Origin of the sequence: Paenibacillus sp. FSL K6-1122 (genome assembly GCF_037977015.1) — a bacterium.
Classification (GTDB): Bacteria; Bacillota; Bacilli; order Paenibacillales; family Paenibacillaceae; genus Paenibacillus; species Paenibacillus amylolyticus.
In genome coordinates this window covers 7,082,228-7,100,577 of sequence record NZ_CP150272.1, presented here as the reverse complement: position 1 = coordinate 7,100,577, position 18,350 = coordinate 7,082,228, and the positions used below count along the sequence as shown (strand labels likewise).

Annotated in this window: 16 protein-coding genes; 13 read left to right on the top strand and 3 right to left on the bottom strand. The window is 45.5% G+C overall.

Features of this window, described 5'->3' with window-relative positions:
* Positions 1–6 precede the first annotated feature (6 nt).
* The 5 genes from yycF to NSQ20_RS31445 all read left to right on the top strand — a co-directional run bounded on the left by yycF (position 7) and on the right by NSQ20_RS31445 (position 5,672).
* Positions 7–729, top strand: a complete 723-nt coding sequence (gene yycF, locus NSQ20_RS31465; RefSeq protein ID WP_017691453.1) for a response regulator YycF — start codon at positions 7–9, stop codon at positions 727–729.
* The gene (walK, locus tag NSQ20_RS31460; RefSeq protein ID WP_340031546.1) at positions 729–2,579 is read left to right on the top strand and encodes a cell wall metabolism sensor histidine kinase WalK; all 1,851 of its coding nucleotides are present in this window, start codon (positions 729–731) and stop codon (positions 2,577–2,579) included. The genes yycF and walK overlap by 1 nt, the downstream gene beginning before the upstream one ends.
* Complete coding sequence (yycH, locus tag NSQ20_RS31455; RefSeq protein WP_340031545.1) at positions 2,563–3,843, top strand: two-component system activity regulator YycH; 1,281 nt, start codon at positions 2,563–2,565, stop codon at positions 3,841–3,843. The genes walK and yycH overlap by 17 nt, the downstream gene beginning before the upstream one ends.
* 272 nt (positions 3,844–4,115) lie before the next feature.
* Positions 4,116–4,859, top strand: a complete 744-nt coding sequence (gene yycI, locus NSQ20_RS31450) for a two-component system regulatory protein YycI (protein ID WP_047841111.1) — start codon at positions 4,116–4,118, stop codon at positions 4,857–4,859.
* A 6-nt stretch (positions 4,860–4,865) separates the two neighbouring features.
* On the top strand, positions 4,866–5,672 hold the full coding sequence (locus NSQ20_RS31445) for an MBL fold metallo-hydrolase (protein ID WP_017691457.1): 807 nt from the start codon (positions 4,866–4,868) through the stop codon (positions 5,670–5,672).
* Here the strand turns inward: NSQ20_RS31445 and NSQ20_RS31440 are convergent.
* A complete protein-coding gene (locus NSQ20_RS31440) occupies positions 5,641–5,853 on the bottom strand; it encodes a hypothetical protein (RefSeq protein ID WP_036611899.1) in 213 nt (70 codons plus the stop codon). The genes NSQ20_RS31445 and NSQ20_RS31440 overlap by 32 nt on opposite strands.
* A gap of 723 nt (positions 5,854–6,576) precedes the next feature.
* Between NSQ20_RS31440 and NSQ20_RS31435 the strand changes: the two genes are divergently transcribed.
* The 4 genes from NSQ20_RS31435 to rlmH all read left to right on the top strand — a co-directional run bounded on the left by NSQ20_RS31435 (position 6,577) and on the right by rlmH (position 10,043).
* Entirely contained in the window at positions 6,577–7,854 is a 1,278-nt protein-coding gene (locus tag NSQ20_RS31435) for a trypsin-like peptidase domain-containing protein (RefSeq protein WP_340031544.1), read from the top strand.
* Between the two features lie 372 nt (positions 7,855–8,226).
* Entirely contained in the window at positions 8,227–8,751 is a 525-nt protein-coding gene (locus tag NSQ20_RS31430) for a hypothetical protein (RefSeq protein ID WP_340031542.1), read from the top strand.
* 236 nt (positions 8,752–8,987) lie between these two features.
* Entirely contained in the window at positions 8,988–9,155 is a 168-nt protein-coding gene (locus tag NSQ20_RS31425) for a CxxH/CxxC protein (protein ID WP_017691462.1), read from the top strand.
* Positions 9,156–9,563: 408 nt separating this feature from the next.
* A complete protein-coding gene (gene rlmH, locus NSQ20_RS31420) occupies positions 9,564–10,043 on the top strand; it encodes a 23S rRNA (pseudouridine(1915)-N(3))-methyltransferase RlmH (protein WP_017691463.1) in 480 nt (159 codons plus the stop codon).
* 485 nt (positions 10,044–10,528) lie between these two features.
* Here rlmH and NSQ20_RS31415 read toward each other — a convergent pair whose 3' ends face one another.
* Positions 10,529–11,233, bottom strand: a complete 705-nt coding sequence (locus NSQ20_RS31415) for a toll/interleukin-1 receptor domain-containing protein (protein WP_340031541.1) — start codon at positions 11,231–11,233, stop codon at positions 10,529–10,531.
* Between the two features lie 386 nt (positions 11,234–11,619).
* Between NSQ20_RS31415 and NSQ20_RS31410 the strand changes: the two genes are divergently transcribed.
* From NSQ20_RS31410 to NSQ20_RS31395, 4 genes are all read left to right on the top strand, one after another.
* A complete protein-coding gene (locus NSQ20_RS31410) occupies positions 11,620–12,279 on the top strand; it encodes a hypothetical protein (RefSeq protein WP_340031540.1) in 660 nt (219 codons plus the stop codon).
* A gap of 12 nt (positions 12,280–12,291) precedes the next feature.
* Positions 12,292–14,067, top strand: a complete 1,776-nt coding sequence (locus NSQ20_RS31405; RefSeq protein ID WP_340031539.1) for a hypothetical protein — start codon at positions 12,292–12,294, stop codon at positions 14,065–14,067.
* 510 nt (positions 14,068–14,577) lie between these two features.
* Complete coding sequence (locus NSQ20_RS31400) at positions 14,578–14,889, top strand: hypothetical protein (RefSeq protein WP_340031538.1); 312 nt, start codon at positions 14,578–14,580, stop codon at positions 14,887–14,889.
* Between the two features lie 338 nt (positions 14,890–15,227).
* A complete protein-coding gene (locus tag NSQ20_RS31395) occupies positions 15,228–15,977 on the top strand; it encodes a hypothetical protein (RefSeq protein WP_340031536.1) in 750 nt (249 codons plus the stop codon).
* A 326-nt stretch (positions 15,978–16,303) separates the two neighbouring features.
* Here the strand turns inward: NSQ20_RS31395 and NSQ20_RS31390 are convergent, their stop codons facing one another.
* A complete protein-coding gene (locus tag NSQ20_RS31390; protein WP_340031535.1) occupies positions 16,304–18,328 on the bottom strand; it encodes a right-handed parallel beta-helix repeat-containing protein in 2,025 nt (674 codons plus the stop codon).
* Between the last annotated feature and the right edge of the window lie 22 nt (positions 18,329–18,350).

Here is an 18,350-nt window from a genome sequence, read left to right as displayed (position 1 = left end):
TAGCCGATGCAGGGGAAGATTTTGGTGGTGGACGATGAACAGCCCATCGCGGACATTCTGAAGTTTAATTTGGAAAAAGAGGGGTACGAGGTCATCTGTGCATTTGATGGCATTCGTGCGGTTGAACTGGCGTTATCCGAGAAACCGGATCTGATGCTGCTGGATCTGATGCTCCCGGGCAAGGATGGTATGGATGTATGTCGTGAAGTGCGCGCTCATCTGGAGATGCCAATCATTATGCTTACCGCCAAAGATGGCGAGATCGACAAGGTGCTCGGACTGGAATTGGGTGCGGATGATTACGTGACGAAGCCGTTTAGCACACGTGAGTTGCTTGCACGGGTGAAGGCACAGATGCGCAGACGGCAAAAGCTTGCGATTACGGCTGAAGCGCACGAAGACGAAGAGAAGCAGGTCATGCGGCTGTTTGATCTGGCGTTTGATATGGACATGTATACGGCTTACAAAGGCGGGGAACCGCTTGATCTGACCCACCGTGAATATGAACTTCTCTATTATATGGCGAAGCATTCCGGCAAGGTTATGACACGGGAACATCTGCTGCAAGCCGTATGGGGATATGAATATTTCGGCGATGTACGCACCGTGGATGTTACGATTCGTCGTCTGCGTGAGAAGATTGAGGAGAATCCAAGCAAACCGGAAACGATTCTGACACGCCGCGGGCTCGGTTATCTCGTGCGCAGTGCCAAAAGCGTGGGGATATAATGGGCCGATTCGCGCGATTTTCGTTCTTTCGAACGATTCAGGCGAAATTGATAATTATCTATGTACTGCTGATTCTGATTGCGATGCAATTGATCGGGGTTTATTTTGTGAGCGCGATGAAGAACTCACTAACGAGCAACTTTACGGAAGACTTGCAGGCGCGTGCGGAGATGCTGTCGGTTCTCGTGGGGGAGACGATGGCGGGTGGAGAAGCAGAGGCTGGCGAGGACAAAACGGAAAATCTGCGTGTGCTGGTGAACAACCTGTTCAACATTAACGGTGCCGAGATTCAGGTGCTGGATGCCAGCGGCAAAGTACTGACGACCTCGCTAAGTTCACATTCGGACTATGTCGGGCGCAAAAACACCCAGACCGTCGTCAGCCGTGCGCTGCAAGGCATTCGGGACAATGAGGAATATATCGTGGACGAGGATAATGTTCGCAAAAAGGTCGTTGCCAAGCCGGTGCTGTCCGGCGGCAAGATCATTGGCGCGGTCTACATCGCGGCATCCATGAACGAGCTGTATTCCACGATGGAGGGAATCAACAAAATTTTTATCTCCGGCATTCTGATTGCCTTGGTGTTAACGGCGGTGCTTGGCGTGATCCTATCTCATACGATCACGCAGCCGATTAAGGAAGTGACGCGGAGAGCGACAGCGGTCGCAGAAGGTAACTTTGATCAGCAGACACCTGTATTTGGCACGGATGAGATTGGTCAGCTCAGTCGGGCTTTTAACTATATGACCAGCAGGCTTCGAGATGCACTCTCCCAGAATGAAGAGGAGAAGGAGAAGCTGACCTCCATTCTGACCAATATGAGTGATGGTGTAGTGGCTACGGATGAGTACGGTAAAGTCATTCTCGTAAACCGTCGTGCCAGCAGCATTCTGGGTATGCATCCTGCGGATATTGAAGGAAGACACTTCGCTATATTACTCGGCATTGATCCGGAGGATGCGGAAGCTCTCGCGAGTGGTTTCACAGGTTCAACGTTGCTGCAGATTGCACCTGCAGGACAAGAAGAACCTGTGGTCATTCGGATGACGTTCACACCGGTTCATCGACGTGAACGGGGAATCACGGGAACCATTGCCGTACTTCAGGATGTTACCGAGCAGGAAGAGCTTGAAGCATCCCGGCGTGAATTTGTGGCCAATGTATCCCATGAACTGCGTACACCACTGACTACGATCAAGAGTTACGCGGAAGCGCTGGATGACGGGGCATTGGAAGATCCGCAGCTTGCCGGTCGTTTCGTTGGTGTTATTCAGAACGAGACGGAACGAATGATACGACTGGTTACGGATCTGCTGCATCTATCGCGGCTGGATTCCAAGGAAGCTTTACTGCGCAAGCAGCCAACCGATATTCTGGAAATGCTGGAGGAAGTGACGGATCGATTCTCGTTCCAGATGCATCAGAAGGATATTCAGCCTGTGCTGTCTGTGGAGAATGATATTCCGGCTGTTCCGCTGGATCGCGACCAGATTGATCAGGTGCTGGATAATGTCGTGTCCAATGCGCTGAAATATACATTGGAAGGCGGCACCATTACAATTGCGGCTAGACGCAGTGATGAACACGCACTTGCCATCTCGGTATCGGATACCGGAATGGGTATCCCACAGCGCGATTTGGATCGCATTTTTGAGCGGTTTTATCGGGTGGACAAGGCTCGTTCCCGCAGTATGGGAGGCACAGGGCTAGGACTGTCCATTGCCCGGGAAATTGTGAAGGCACATGATGGTAGCATCTCTCTGGAGTCTGAAGTAGATGTGGGAACGACAGTAACGTTCACACTGCCGATGCGTGAGAAAGGGGGTGAGCACCGTGAAGGAACGGATTAAATCCTTGGTGCTTGCTGCCCTTGTTGTAGCCAGTCTGGTTCAGAGTTATTTTCTGATCTACCGTTTGCCCGGAGGCGGGGATTCCATTGTGACGTCAGAAACGAATTATGTGAAGACGGAAAATATGGGTCAGGAACGGAATATTGAAGAATTGATCTTCCCTGATCAGATGATTATTCATCTGGGTGAGGATAAACATACGGTGTTTTACCCTGGCAATACGTTCTATCAGTTAATCTATTCGCGGTTACAGGGGCGGGCGTTCGATGATTTTCAACGCCGCAGTGTGCAATCGGTGAACTGGGATCAGATTCGCAAGGAGAACCCTGGGTTTGAGCTATCGTTCAAAGAAGGTATTCCCGTAGCATTGTTACAGCGGGTGATGAGGCTTGGGACGGATTCCTTGTTCCAAGGGGAGACCATTAACCGAATCTCGATCTATACGTCCAAAAATGAAACGAAGGCCCATGCGCTGTTCTTCAGCGCCAAGGGAGACGTGGTATACGAAGCAACGCAGGCGGACCTGACAGTACAAGACGTGCAGCAGCATGTTGACTTCGGTACGAACTGGACGCCATATACGCTGATGGCTGGCGGGTATTATATCCCGGCCCAAGCTCTGGAGACGATTGAGGCAGATGTGCCGACAGGGCAATTCACGGTTGAGCAAATGCAGCGTAGTCTGTTTTTCGATCCAAGCATGACCCGGAATATCCGGGAAAAAGATGGATCGGAGATCTACACGGATAGTAAACGTAGTCTGCAGGTAAAACAGGAACAGCGCTGGATCAGTTATACCGATCCGGCGGCACCGCCTGCGGGACAGATTGATCCCGCGAAGGATGCGTTGTCTGCGGTTGACTTTGTGAATCAGCATGGTGGCTGGAAAGGCCGTTCGCGCATGATGCTGGAGACCGCCGACATCAAGACGCAGCTTGAATTCCAACAGTATTATGGTAGCTATCCGATTATGGATTCCATGCAGTTCCGCTTTGGCACGATCAGTATGGAGATGCAGCAGGAGACGGTATCCAGTTATGAGCGATCACTGGAATACCTGAACGAAGGTGCAGAGACGAAGAAATCGGTAAAGTTGCCTGGCGGAGACAAGCTGAAGGCTCTTATTAAAAAGGTCGCAGGTGAGAATCGCCAGGTCGTGGACGTGTACCCGGCATATCGTCCTTCTTCGATTGAGGACGGACTAAAGCTGATTCCGGTATGGGTGATCCGCTTTGGAAATGGTGAGGAAACTACCGTATCTTGATAGGTTATAGTCTTTGAACCAAAGAGTAGCTGTACTTTATCACTACGCGTGCAGAATAACCTTCCGATCGCTGTTACCCCCAGATTTCTTGAATTCCCTTTTAACACGGGAGAAATCTGGTGGTAAAGGCGAACGCTCCGCTTCTTCAGGTTATTTCTGCCCTCTCCGTTATCGTATAGCTTTAAGTTCAAAGGCTATAAACGGCCAGTTACGGTGGAAGGTGTAGGCAACTTGAGAAAGTATTGCAAGCAGCTAAGTTAGGGGGGAACGTTTTGGATTGGGGACGGGCGAAAAATGTGTTGATCTATGCCTTTCTGCTGCTCAATCTGGTGCTGGGATACCAGATCTGGATGGATGCGCGGGAGACGGCCGGAGCCAATCTGGACTTCACCTCACTGGCAGATAATACACAGCAGGCGATGGAAGAGAAGGGCATTCAGGTGCTGGCTCCGATTCCAAATGAAACGCCAAAGCTGCCAAAGTTGTCCTATGAGTTCATTGAAGAGGACAGGGCTGGCGTGGATATGGAACTGGAACAGCCTGTAGATAGCAAGTTGATCTTCTCGCAAAGTGAGCTGGAAGATGCATTAGAGCGTGAGATTCCACAGATCGGGACATACCGGCTGGATCAGCTGATGGCCGAGGATGGGGCTTTTGTACTTCACCCACTGGTGGATGGCAAATGGCCGCTCTTCAATGTGAGTCTGGAGCTGTTCTACAGCGACCAGAAAATAACAGGTTACCGTCAAACTCCAGTGCGGATTACAACCGCAGAGGAGAGCGATCAGCAGGTGCTTCCGGCGTCGAAGGCGCTGGGAACGCTGATCGAGAACTTTTTGCCAAATGATGCAATTGTCAAAGATATTCAGCTGGGCTATTACGGCCAGTTGTTCAATTCAGATATACAGGTAGCGATGCCGGCATGGCGGTTCGTGCTGGAAAGTGGCGAAGTGTTGTACGTGCAGGGCATCAGTGGGGATGTATTCAGTCCCAAGACAGACAAACCAGGGGAGTAATGCGTTATGGGGATATATTTTACCGTGTTATCCAGCGGTTCGACAGGTAATGCCACAGTCATACAGCATGGGGGTACCTCTCTCATGATTGACGCGGGTCTTAGTGCGAAGCGATTGGATGCACTGTTTCAGGAAAGGGAGATTTCTGGGGCAGAATTGGACGGGATTCTGGTTACACATGAACATTCCGATCACATTAAAGGACTAGGCGCGATGTCTCGGAAATATAATTTACCAATCTACGCGAATCTGAATACGTGGGCGGCACTGGAGAAGTCGGTTGGGGCGATTCCAGAGGAAAACCGGAGGGTATTTGAGACGGGTGAAAAGCATGATTTTGGGTCACTGCGCGTGGAATCCTTCGGGATATCGCATGATGCAGCTGAGCCGGTAGGGTATACGTTCGATGATGGTACGGAGAAGCTGTCTGTTGCAACAGATCTTGGGTACATGAGCGACAAGGTTCGCGATGCCATCTCTGATTCTGACGTACTGGTGCTGGAAGCGAATCATGATGTCGAATTGCTGCGTATGGGGCGTTATCCGTGGAACACCAAGCGCCGGATTTTGAGCGATATTGGGCATTTGTCGAACGAAGCAGCAGGAGCAGCGCTTAGTGAACTGATGAACGGACGCATCAAGCGCACGTATCTGGCACATCTTAGTCGGGATCATAATATGATGGACTTGGCGAAAATGACCGTGCGCGACGCGATGGAGAGCCGTGGATGTTTTTATCAGGATCATGAGTTCAAACTCTGTGATACGTATTACGACCGTCCTACGCCATGGGATAGGGTGGGTGAGCCATAAAGCTGTCCAATTCGGCGGCTTTGCGCTCGACTTCCTCGCGGGTTAGGATGCCTTTATCGATAAGCAGTTCAATGATGGTACTGAGTGCAAGGGTGTTGCGATAGTGTTCTTCCTTGAGATCGGCCAGCTTGGCCGCCATATGAACTTCATCCATGGCAGTGAGTGTACGTGTGCGATCCATATATATCCTCCTCTATGAAGCTTCGAATTGTCTTTTACTATTATTGTAGTCAGGCTGGGTGGAAAACATTCCTCTTTTTGCCGCTAACATTTGTGTGATGAGACGTGTATGCTGAACCTGTGACTATGCAGGGGTGAAAAAGTTCTTCAAATTTGCCAAAATGGCGCTTAGCGGACCGGATTTTGTGGTGATAGATACTATGGACCTTTATTGTTAAGCGCGTTATAGCGGAAATTTGCTTTAATTTTCGTAAATATGCAACTTTTTGTGATTTGACGTGTTTAGTATATGAGGAGCATTGTGATTTTGGCTGTTTTGCGTGTGAAATGGCATGTCATAGAATGCGAGAGCATGATTGATAGAGTCACTGACAGAATGGCGTGTCCGTTCTGTTGTACATAGACGCTGTATCTTGATTTGATGCCGGGATGCGGCGATATGCAAGACCATTTTATAAAAATGCAAAAAAGCATGGGAAAACGAGAGGTTATTTACGGTACGCACGTAACGAAAGACACAGAACGAGGCTGGAGAAGCGTAGCGTTCGCCTTTATGAACAAATTTTACCTAGGAAAAAGAAATAAAAAAATTTGTGAGTAACAGCGATCGGAAGCTCGGCTGTGGCTGGAGTGGGGTAACGTAAGAACACCATCGTTGAACCATGCGACAACTTAGGCGGCAGTCAGGGTCTTGATGCGTGACAACGAAGGGGAGAGGATCACGATGGGATTGTTTGGAGACGATTTTTATTCAACCAAAGTATCAAGACGCGCCGAACCTGAACAGAAAGGCAAACTTCAGATCATCCGCCCTGGAGGCAGAGCACGTGGACGTGACCGCTGGAGCAATCCGCGCAGATCGCGTACGGGAATCAGTTCCACTGTGAAGGTAGCTGTGATTAGCTCGGTGATCAGCTCCATCGTGACCGTCATGCTGTTTAGTTTCATCACACAGCCCACATCGTTACCGCTGGCTAATGCTACAGGTAATGGTGGTGGAGGCGGTGCACAGACAGCGCAGGCAGCTGATCCATACGACCGGATTATCCAAGCAGCAGCCCATGTTCGTCCCTCCGTGGTGAGCATTGTGAACCATAAAACGGGTAGCAGTCTATCGATGGAAGATTCGGCGCTGGGCTCAGGGGTCATTTTCAAGAAGGAAGATGGCAAGGCCTACATTATGACCAACCACCACGTCGTGGAGGGTGCGAGTGATCTGGAGATTGTGACCGTAGATGGGGAGACACATAAAGCAAAGCTGGTTGGCAAGGACCGTGTTAGTGACATAGCTGTATTATCCGCAGAGGATAAAGGGCTGGGTGCAGTGGCGGAGATCGGCGATTCCAGCAAACTTCAGCGTGGTCAAACGGTGCTGGCAATAGGAAACCCGCTCGGTCTGGGTGGTACGCTGACATCCGGAATTGTCAGTTACACGGATCGTATTCTACCTGTATCGATTAATCAGGACGGGGTGTACGACTGGGAACAAAATGTAATCCAGACGGATGCAGCGATTAATGAAGGTAATAGCGGCGGTGCATTGGTCGATCTGAACGGCAAAGTGGTCGGCATCAACACGATGAAGATCTCGGATACGGGCGTTGAAGGTCTCGGCTTTGCCATTCCGATGAACGAAGTGATGAAAACGGTAGATTCCCTGCTCTTGAACGGCAAAGTATCTCGTCCATACCTGGGCGTGTACACGGTCGATCTGAGCAACCCTTATGCACCACTGGATGACGAGCAGCGTAAGGATCTGAAGCTGCCATCTCATGTGGACAGCGGTGTGGTTGTGCTGGAAGCATCCGGTCCGGCATCTGAAGCAGGTATGAAGCTGAATGATGTCATTACGGAGTTTGACGGGCAAAAAATTACCTCCACGCTGGATCTGCGGAAATATCTGTACGATCAGAAGAAGATTGGGGATACGATTGAAGTGACCTTCTACCGGGATGGCAAAGCGGAGAAAGTATCGGTTAAGCTGACGGATAAACCGGAGTAGAGAAGTTCAACGAAACCTATACTGTTGCGTGGATTGAAATTGGGAATGCTAGAAGAGTGATCAGATCAACTGACCACTCTTTTTTAGTTGTTGGATGATGAGCATTACGCAATGCATGGTTTTAAGGGGTGGGTTAGGTCGTAATTACATAAGTCAGGACATCGAAATAGGGATTGGACGTGTTCGTTCGACAGTAAATGAGTAGATTAACCATTTATATCTTCCCATGATCAGTTAGACCCGGAGCCAAAGGAGCAGATACATAAGACTAGGGCTGTGGTAAACTGTTGTCAATATGTTGGAGACGGTCGCTGATGCAATAACATCTGTTTGTCGATCTGATTTTATTTCAGAATGGAAGGGGTATTTTTAATGAAACAATTGAAGAAAAAGATGCTTGGGGGAACGAGCTTGGCGCTGTCGCTGTTTGTGCTGTCGGCCTGTGGATCTGAGGTAGCTACGACAGGAGCATCTGTAGATACAAGTGCTCTGCAAGAGAAGATTGCAGGGCTTGAGAAGAAACTGGTGGAGCAGGGAGCCAAGAGCGTTGAGCAGGAGCAAAAGATCGCAGCACTTGAGAGCAAGTTGAATGAGTTGAGTACAAGTGTGAATGCGGTAGGTGAGGCTGGTGGTCAAACGCCTGTAACATCGGGAAACAACGGATCGGCCGGAAAAGGCGACGGGGTGCTGATTACCTTTGCCCAGTATGAGAAGCTTGAGGTTGGCATGTCGGTGGGAGATGTCATCGAGATCCTCGGCGGCGAAGGTGAAGCGCTGAGTGAAGCGGAGAACATGGTGGTGTACAACTATAAAGGCACAGCCGGCAATGGTGCCAATGCGGTTATTGCTTTTCAAGGCGGGAAGCTGTTGACGAAGGCGCAGTCGGGATTGAAGTAAAGAGCATGGATTAAGGAGCATTCTTTTCAGGGTACCGTGGAGGTATCTGGAAGGGATGCTTTTTGTGTTTTTTTTTTGGCGTACGGAGAGGTTTGGTGGAGGTTGGGCACGATAAATTAGGGTTGGGGGTTTCTTTTCAGTGGCAGGTGTGATAGAACTGAGAAGTGGCTATCCTGTAATGGGATAAGCGGTTGTGAATCGGGAACATAGCTGGTTACAGAAAGGATGCATAACGGATGTACGTTGTATGCAAAGAACACGTGGACATTGCCATCGACATGTTTGTCGATGAGTATGAGGACGCTCCAGATATCGTTGATCTGAAGGAGACGGAATTTGCCGACTGGGACCCGCCTGCGAAGTGCGCCGAGTGCGAACAGCACGCGGAATTCCTCGTCGTTTAGCGTACTGTAGGACTTAGATGGCCGGAGGCGTGACTATAAGTGGCGCTTCTGGCTGACTTTCCATCCGGTATGAACATCACAGCAAGAGGCCAAGGAGAGCGTGATGAGCGCTCTTTTTGGCTTTGTGGGGGATTTGGTGGGCAGCGAGGTAATTAGGGACATAGGTATGAATCGGCCGAGTAGCGCTAACGAACCTGACAGACCTTATTCGTGGCAAATACCGCCTGGTTGAAATCTAACGAATCGTAGACACGTTATATTACTGAAAAGACCTCGAAAGAGGTGGGAACGCTTGTTTTGACTGAGATAGCGTGTTTCAGATTCGTTAGATTTTAAAGAAGCCGAAATGGGGCTGATTAAGGTGTGTGGGGTTCGTTAGAATTGGACAATTTAGGAGGAATGGGTTTTATGTTTATTCAGATTATTGGCGTAGGCAAATTGAAGGAAAAATATCTTACGCTAGGCATTCAAGAATATGCCAAGCGGCTCGCCCCGTACATCAAGTTTCAGATGATCGAGGTCGCAGACGAAAAGGCGCCCGATACACTGAGCGAAGCTGAGGTTCGGGCGGTGAAAGAGCGCGAGGGGGAACGCATCCTCGCGCATGTGAAGAGCGAGGCGCATGTTGTTGCGCTCGCATTGGATGGCCAGCTCTGGAGTTCCGAGGAGCTGGCATTGGAGATTGACAAGCTCGGCACGTATGGGACGAGCCATGTCGTGTTTGTCATCGGAGGAAGCCATGGGCTCTCCGATGAGGTGTTGCGCCGCGCCAAGCAGCGCTTGAGCTTCGGGCGCATGACCCTGCCGCATCAGCTTATGCGGCTGGTGTTGGTGGAGCAGATTTATCGCGCAGTGAAGATAAATCGGGGGGAACCATACCACAAGTAGGGCGAAATTTTTCGCAGTTAGGGTATTTAAAGTTGAATCGTATCATTGATAGTGCTAAAAAAGAGAGTTAAGTTAAAAGTAGCAGTGGAATTGTTTATCTTGCAGACTGAAACTTAATAAGCACTCAACACATGTGGAGTTCCTAATATTGATAGTATGGATTTCGCTAATTCCAGTTAACGTTCGGCTAGTACCCGAAGTTGCAATTGAAGAGAGCAATTTGGGTAGAGCGAAGCATAGCCGGGTACTCGTTAACCAGCCTCTCCTTTAGTTTACAAAAAACAAATGTATGTACTTTTTTTGTATTTTCAACCTATCGGCGCGGCTCAGACACCCAGGAAAGTGGTTCGGTCGTATTCCTGGGTCGCTTGGAGTCGCTTTTAGAACGTTAGATCACCTGTTCACTAACCCTGGTACAACCGCGTTTGCCAAGTAAGCGACAATCAGCCTCATCTGGATAGCAACCTTGGGTAGACAAACAGAGCTTAGAGGGCGACCAGCTCTGCGAGCTTGGCCGCGACGTCTGTCATGGGCTCTTCTAAAGTGTTCAGGCCGCTTCGTGATCCGAGCAAGGGACTTACTTCGCGGAGAGCTTCATAAGTTGTCTCATGCACAATCGGAATGAGCCGATCACCAGCGAGGAGTGCGGAAAGTTCTTTGTCGGCGATGCCCTCTGTTGGGAGGCGGCGTAGCAACGCAGGGGTCACCAGCACAATCCCAATTCGAGAGTTCGCCAAGCCCTTGTCGATGGTGCGAAGCAACGGCATGCCGAGGCCAACGTCCTTCTCGCTGAACCAGACGGAGACACCACAGGACTCAAGCAGATCATGCAACTCCTTGGCGGCTCCTTTCCGGTCGTCCCATGCATGGCAGAGGAAGACGTCCCGAAGGTCAGGCTGCTTTGCTAGGTTTTCGACGCTGCTGCGGACTGGTGTGAGTGCCCGAACTTCTGCGGGCGTGTACAACACTGTGGAACCTGCTCTCGACCAGTTCGCCTTTATACTGCGGCTGCCGGAACCACCACCGCTGCTTCGGCTGCCCCCACTTGACTGGGTGTAAGACGGGGAAGAAGACGTCCCGTGGGAACTGTAACCACCACTATAGCGTCCACGCCGCCCCCGACACGCTGGGCAATTTTCGGCGGCACTTGCTGAGCTATGTCCCCTTACTGGAGCCGTGCATCTATACATATCTTAACCTCCTAATATAATTTTTATAGTTATATACTACTTCCAAACAGGAAGAAAATCCATATTTTTGATGGATTGTGTCTCATCTTATTCGTTAGAGGTGTTTAGTTTGATATTTGTCCAGGAGAAAGCATCCGTGTCGGACGTGTCGCTGACTTCGAGAAGTGAAGGATAGAGGGGCTTCGACTGAATATTCCTGTGTATACTGGCTACTTGAGGTGTCTATGTTGATGATGATGCAAGAAGCGCCTTGCTTTCGCCTCATCGATGATACGTAGAACCGTAAGTAACTGCGAAAAATTATATGCTCCTCCTGATCTTCTATTTTTTTGTAATTTATGTTATGTTAGAATATGGAATTACGAAAAGTAACAGAGGTGATTTTAATGAGTGAAGTTTTAAATAATGCAATGGAGATTTTTAAAAAAAATTCCAAGTCTTCGCTCGAGGAACTCAATATAGAGTTTGATAGTTTAGAGAAAAAAGCTCGTTGTTGTTATTTTATTGGAAACGTTCTATTGGAAACAAGAGATAATAACAGTGAAATTGCGCCGTTGTTCGAAGAGATTTTTGTTGATCTATTTCAATCAATTTCATCTTGTTTGAATGGACAATATCGCTTAGCATATCAATCCTTACGATCTTCACTTGAACTAACAGTCGCGGCAGTTTATTTCTACGATCATTTGATAGAATTTGTCCAATGGAAAAATGACAAGTGGGATTTTCAATTCAGTTTAATTAAGGAAATTTTATCGGAAAGCTACGCCCATGCGTTGGAGGTTCACTCTCCTCCTAATGATATAAAGATACGTAATCAGTATAGGTATCTTTCGCAATTTGTACATGGGAAATATGGCTTTATGACAACTTTAAATGAAGGACCAATCCTCCAGTTTGACAAAGACAGATCGTTAGAGTTTATAAAATCATTTGAAGATGTATTTGCTTGCATTATGAGTCTAGTATCATATCGTTTTAGTCATCTGTTTACCGATGTTAGTAAAAAGTATCCATTTTTTAGAAGTCTGTATCGTGAGGGATAGGAGGTTTATAGGGTGCAATTGACACAAGATCCAAGTACAGCTTTACAACAAGCACGAACTGAAGATCTGACTTCAGAAGAAATAATTGAATATGGATGTGTAAGTAACACCGAGCAGAGTATTCTTAAGCTTTTGTGTGGCCCTGGTTGTCATCTTTTAGAAGGTAGTCGGGGCGTGGGAAAATCAATGCTGTTAAGATTAGCGGAGTTATCGTTAGATAAGACTTTTCCAGTAGAAAAAGTGGTTGGAGTCTATGTTAATTTCAAGACTTCCATTTTATTAGAAAATGATCGGTTCAGTAGTGAGTACTACTCATTTAAAATTTGGGTTATGGCAAAAGTTTTGCAGGCATTCACAAATAAATTACTTGAATTAGGTTTGATTGAGGGAGAAAGCACGCTTGATCCGTACAATAGATTACTTAATGTAAATGATATTAATACTTATGGAAAATCACTTGATCAGAAAATAATTAAATTACAAAAACTGGCACTTACTAAGGATGATGAAGAGCGTAGAGTAATTGAATCCGAAATTGGCACAGATTTTGCGGGTACATTTAATAATGTTGAATTAATTACAGAGACAATACGTGAGGTCTGTAATAAAATTAAATTAAAGCGTATTGTGTTCTTGTTTGATGAAGCAGCTCATACCTTTATACCTGAGCAACAAAAAATATTCTTTGAAATGGTAAAATTACTACACGGGGATGTTGTTAGTATTAAGGTAGCTGTTTATCCAGGTGTTACAAGTTATGGTGGGAATTTTGAATATGGTCAAGATGCCATTCCAATCCCCTTGGAACGCTATGACATGTATACAGCGACAAGTAGAGAGGGATTGAAAGCATTTTTTCGACAATTATTACAAAAACGTTTAGGAAAATCACCTCTAGCAAAAACTTTTTTTAGTAAAGGTGAGGTCTTAGATTTAGCGATCTACTTGTCGAATGGAAATCCCAGGGCGTTCCTACACATAATGTCTAAATTAGAACGTGATAAGGAGTTTTCGACAAGAAATGCTATCTTGGCTACTTCTGAATATGTTGAAAATGAACTAGTGATTTATCATAAGGAGCTTTCTAAACGATTACCAAAGCTATCCAATATAGTAGATTTAGGATACGATGTCTTAAGACACTATGTTGTTGGGGAGATTCAAAAGAAAAATGAAGGAAAAGCTCCAAATTTCCGTAAGCAGACAGTATTTTTTACTTTAGAAAAGGAATGTCATTTTCGAATTCATAGAGCAATGCAATTGTTGTGTTATTCAGGACTAATAACGAAAATGGGATTAGTGAAGATTAGAGATAGAAAAACTGCGCAAAGGTATGCAATTAATCTTGGAATAATTGTAACAGATAAGGCATTTGCAAAGCCGTTCGCAAGGCAACCAGTGGATGCTATAAAATTAATCTCAAAAGATGACTATCGAGAATTCTACGCAACTGATCAAACTTTTGAAGAACTAGTTCAAGTTCATAATGATTCTCTACCTCCTTGTACTAATTGTGGAAGAGAGAGAGAGAATCCACAACATGCGGGATGTCCATATTGTATGGTTCCTTATCCCAAGGATAGCATACTGCCTACCTTATTAGATGATGCTATTGACAAGCTGGCTATTCCACAAATTGTCTTACGATCAGTTCAAGTTGATGGACGGTATGAAAAAGTTAAAGACATATTATTTACAACTCTTGAACAATTACAGTCTGTATATCTTATAGGTCCTGTTAGATCAAGAATTTTAAGAAACGCAGCAGAAGAATATATCTCGGGATAGTTATCAATTGATATACCGGATATCGAATGTGCAGCCAATACATTCACAATAAAAAGTATATACTCAAAATTAAGTTAAATGAGAACGCCCGGGATGGACGTTCTCATTTGTTTTCTGTAGATCTTCCAATTGCTCTTTTGTTATTTATTAAGCATGGGTTCAATCGAACCTGTGCGGGGCAGCGATGGTCTCTAGTCGTACTAAAAGTAAATCGAAGTCTGGAGAAATAAAAAAACACTTATATTATTCATGCGGGGCTTTTCGCAATAAAGGAAGTAGTGTATGTTCGGTAAATAGTATTCGGAAACAGGTAGCTGAAGAAGAAGTCATGAATCGGTTAACACGGGTATTATCTAAAGACAACATTCTAAAAGCCATCGTAGACAAAATGAACCACAGACTCTCAACCCGAACATTACCGCTCCAAGCGGAGCTAGAACGCATTATAGGCCAATTAGACAAAGTGTGTTCAGAAAACAGAAATACCTCGATCTGTTTGAGCTTGGGAACGTGGACAAATCGTTCTTTACTGGAAGAATGCAAGAGATTCAGGCTGATTTAATCAAGTTTCAAGCCGAGAAGTCCAAGTTAGAGCTTGAATTAATGGATGACGATGTTTCTCCTGTCGTTTTCGAGCAGGTTCGCGAGTTAATTCATGGATTTCATCAGATTCTTACCGTTGCGCCTTTCGAGCAACGAAAAACATTAATGCATCTGTTCATCAAACGAATTACGATGGATACAAGTAAGAAGATCGAGACAATTGAACTGAGATTTGATGAAACATGGATTCATACTTCTCCGACTCTCCTGTCGCAGTAGCAGCATGGGATTCACTTTGCCCTAAATATATAAGGAAGCGAGGGAAAATTGATTATGCTGTCTGAAACTATCATATACCCTGTTTAAGGTAGTCACGTGCCGTTTCCTAATTAAGCTTTTGCGATATTACTCCTAGGGTTACAATAGAAGCTTACGTCGAAAAATAGTTGGTCCAGTTTGTTCGCCATATATTCACCCTGTTCCCGATCGTCGAAATTTATAATAATTATACTTATAAATTTATCTCCTAGGTGTAAGGGTTCTTTCAATTACATGTTTCCTTGGACCATAGAAAGTCGGATGTTATAAATTCATTTTAACTGGAGGGAAGATTTGCGATGCTGGATACGGGACGTACCATACCATCTATAGTTTTCACACAAGTATCATTTATAAATGATTACCAGATGTTATGGGAATATTACTGTTTTACTGAGGAATTATATGAACGGTTGATTACAACTGACAATGAATATCTTGTGAATAATTTAAATAAATTATCTCTAACAGGAGCGTGTAATGGAAATAAGGAAAAATTAGATTATTTCCAGAAATTTTCTATTGATTTTTTCAGGAAGGCAATTTACACAAATTGTATTTCAATGTTGGAAAAGATATTTAGAGAAATCTGTCTTGTTGTGGCTAAAGAAAAAAAAGTGGATGATGAAAAATTATCCTTAGAGCGTTTTACAATAAAAAAAGGATTTGATTTTTTAAGAAGGACATTAGGGCTATCAGTGTATGAAGAAATTGAAAATTTTAATTTGATTGGATCATTTGTGGAACTGAGGAATTGTATTGTACATCGCGATAGTAGGTTAACTCCAGAACAATTTGATCAAATATTCTATAAAAAAGATGGAATTAAAGCTGAAGACAAATTTGTTGAATTCATTCACAATTATAACCATGTAAAACAGACCAGAGGAAAGATTTCCTTAGAGGCAAAATGTATAATTGATGTTATAAGCAATACAGAGCTGTTCCTTGATAAATTATGTGAAAGGATTAAACATGAAGTTCATGATGCACAGTACAAAGAGATATATGAAATTATGGAAAAAATGAAAAGGAATCATAATAAATAAGCACAAAACCATGAAAGGCTGAATTTGAATAAATATTTTATTCTTTCTTTGGGAGAGTTTTACGCTGTTTCACACATAAGAATAAGAACATTTGAAATAAACTAAGAAGCATGTCTGGGCATGCTTTTTTCGCATTTTTCGCTGTTAGACTCGTTAAGGTGAACCGTACCACAAGTAGGGCAGAAATCTTTTGATGAAAACAAAGCTCATCCTAAAGAAAAAGAGCATGTTCACCAATTAAAAGCCTCTATCCCAATTAGCGGAATAGAGGCTTTACACACAAAAAAGATCCAATCACTTGAAATGACTGGACCTTCAATAACAAACTAAATTTTAAAATCAAGAGTACCATTTCCGCTTAACTCAAACGGACCAGCTGTGACATCTGCATCGGGTCTCTTTGATCCGAAGAAATCGGAGTCAAAATGATATGGACTACTGTCTGGTTCCTCATACTTCATATCGGCGTGATAAGTCTTTCCAAGCAGATCCGTGGTAACTAACATTGCAGAGGTTGCCCGAAGCAATTCGGGATCATGGATCTGAATGTGCACTTTGCCTAGTGCAGGATTCATCTCAATTGTTATGCCCTTCTGTGCAACTATCTTCGCTTGGGATTCGTGACGACTTGGAACCGCATCGTTAAGAAATACATTGCCACCCATAGCTACCGGAAGAACGGCATTGCCTATAAAGAAATCCTTCGCCGCATCGCCAAGCTCAAGAAGCTCCTCTTTGGTGTATTCCCACCATTTCTTATCTTTCACATTAGGATGTTGATCGTAGCCGCCCAGTCCCACAGCATGCAGATAACATATGGAGTTGTCCGGAACACCATCCATGACCGTCTTCCCGTCCTCTCCAACTTCATCTCTTGGTTTAAGCGGAAGATGCTCAAAAAAGGTGATGGGCACAGGCTCATTATTAGGATCATTGTCACCTATAAAGATATTGTTGTAGTACCTGTCATCGCCTCCAGTGATATTGGAGTATCCAGCCATGGCCGTCTCGTGAGGGAAGTGATATGGCGTAATACGAGTAATTTCGGAACGAACTACAAATCGGCCTGCAAACAAATTATGAGCAAATGCCCCGCCCTGAGCCATATTTCTGAAATTCATCGGAGAGAGAAATAGGTTATGATCGACCATATATGGACCATGGCAAACCTCAACGAAGAGGTCCTCCGAAAGATTGTCAAAAAATACATTACGGCTGATGCGAGTGCCCTGAGCCTGCCAGTCCAGCCAAAGCGCACGGTAACAGCTATACATTATATTTTCGCTAATTTGAGTATCCAGTGAAGCATGAAGCTTAATTCCCGCAACTTCGGCACCGTGTCTGAGTCGTTTATGGTGAATATTATAAATACGGTTCTGATATATGTGGCTGAAGGCTGCTCCCATATGACCCACAATACCTGCCTGTTCACAATCATGAATTACATTACCTCGAACAATGTGACTTCCGATGTTATGCTTATGCCAGCCGGAGCGTAATGCTTGTAAAATAACCTCCTGCTCGCGTTGAGTACCGCCTTTACTATGCTTCTCCAAAGACTTGGTGTGGCCTGTGCCGATTTCGGTACCCAGGCTAATACCAACGCATTTGGACTCACTGATTATATTGTTCTCAATAATCCAGCCCTTGCTCCAGTGAGGTCCAATCAAACCTTCCTGGTAGTCTGTAGGCGGTGCCCATTGGGGGGAGGCTTGACGCAGAGTGAAACCGCTTACGGTGATGTAGTTAATTCCCGGTTTCTCAGGCCAGAAGCAATAAGGACGTACATTAATTTCTACATTTTCCGTACGAGGATCTTTTCCACCAAAGTTGGTCCAGATTTTTGTTGTTGTAGAACCAACCTCGGCATACCATTTTAACAATGAATCCTTGGGATACTTGGCTTCGGACCAAACTTCAGGATTGTGAACGCTTTCAATACTATCGCATTCATACAATGATTTGCCATCCAAATAGACATCGCCGAGATGAATTGGGAAGGGCCCGTCAAACAACCAGTCTCCACTGAGCTCTACCTCATAGGGATTGCGAACGGAAAAGAGGGAATTGAGCACTTCTGTGCTCCAGACATGGTTTCCTTCGGACTTCCAGTTGGCAATCCGCTCAGCTCCTGTAATCACGACTTCCCCGTCTCCTGCGGATCGATATACGATTCTATGCTCCGCTGTTCCTCCATTAGCCGGGTTAACCCATTCCCTGTATACTCCCGCATGAACAATAACTGTATCACCAGCCATGGCATAAGCCGCAGCGCGTGATATGGTACGAAGGGGCTGATCCGCTGTTCCTTTTCCTTGATCATTCCCATGGTTGGATACATGATATTCCATAACAACTCTCCTTCTATTTTAA

Excerpts from the sequence above, each read along its gene's own strand:
- yycF (WP_017691453.1), top strand. The coding sequence starts at position 7 with ATGCAGGGGAAGATTTTGGTGGTGGACGATGAACAGCCCATCGCGGAC.
- walK (WP_340031546.1), top strand. The coding sequence starts at position 729 with ATGGGCCGATTCGCGCGATTTTCGTTCTTTCGAACGATTCAGGCGAAA.
- NSQ20_RS31445 (WP_017691457.1), top strand. The coding sequence starts at position 4,866 with ATGGGGATATATTTTACCGTGTTATCCAGCGGTTCGACAGGTAATGCC.
- NSQ20_RS31440 (WP_036611899.1), bottom strand. The coding sequence starts at position 5,853 with ATGGATCGCACACGTACACTCACTGCCATGGATGAAGTTCATATGGCG.
- NSQ20_RS31435 (WP_340031544.1), top strand. The coding sequence starts at position 6,577 with ATGGGATTGTTTGGAGACGATTTTTATTCAACCAAAGTATCAAGACGC.
- NSQ20_RS31430 (WP_340031542.1), top strand. The coding sequence starts at position 8,227 with ATGAAACAATTGAAGAAAAAGATGCTTGGGGGAACGAGCTTGGCGCTG.
- NSQ20_RS31425 (WP_017691462.1), top strand. The coding sequence starts at position 8,988 with ATGTACGTTGTATGCAAAGAACACGTGGACATTGCCATCGACATGTTT.
- rlmH (WP_017691463.1), top strand. The coding sequence starts at position 9,564 with ATGTTTATTCAGATTATTGGCGTAGGCAAATTGAAGGAAAAATATCTT.
- NSQ20_RS31415 (WP_340031541.1), bottom strand. The coding sequence starts at position 11,233 with ATGTATAGATGCACGGCTCCAGTAAGGGGACATAGCTCAGCAAGTGCC.
- NSQ20_RS31410 (WP_340031540.1), top strand. The coding sequence starts at position 11,620 with ATGAGTGAAGTTTTAAATAATGCAATGGAGATTTTTAAAAAAAATTCC.
- NSQ20_RS31395 (WP_340031536.1), top strand. The coding sequence starts at position 15,228 with ATGCTGGATACGGGACGTACCATACCATCTATAGTTTTCACACAAGTA.
- NSQ20_RS31390 (WP_340031535.1), bottom strand. The coding sequence starts at position 18,328 with ATGGAATATCATGTATCCAACCATGGGAATGATCAAGGAAAAGGAACA.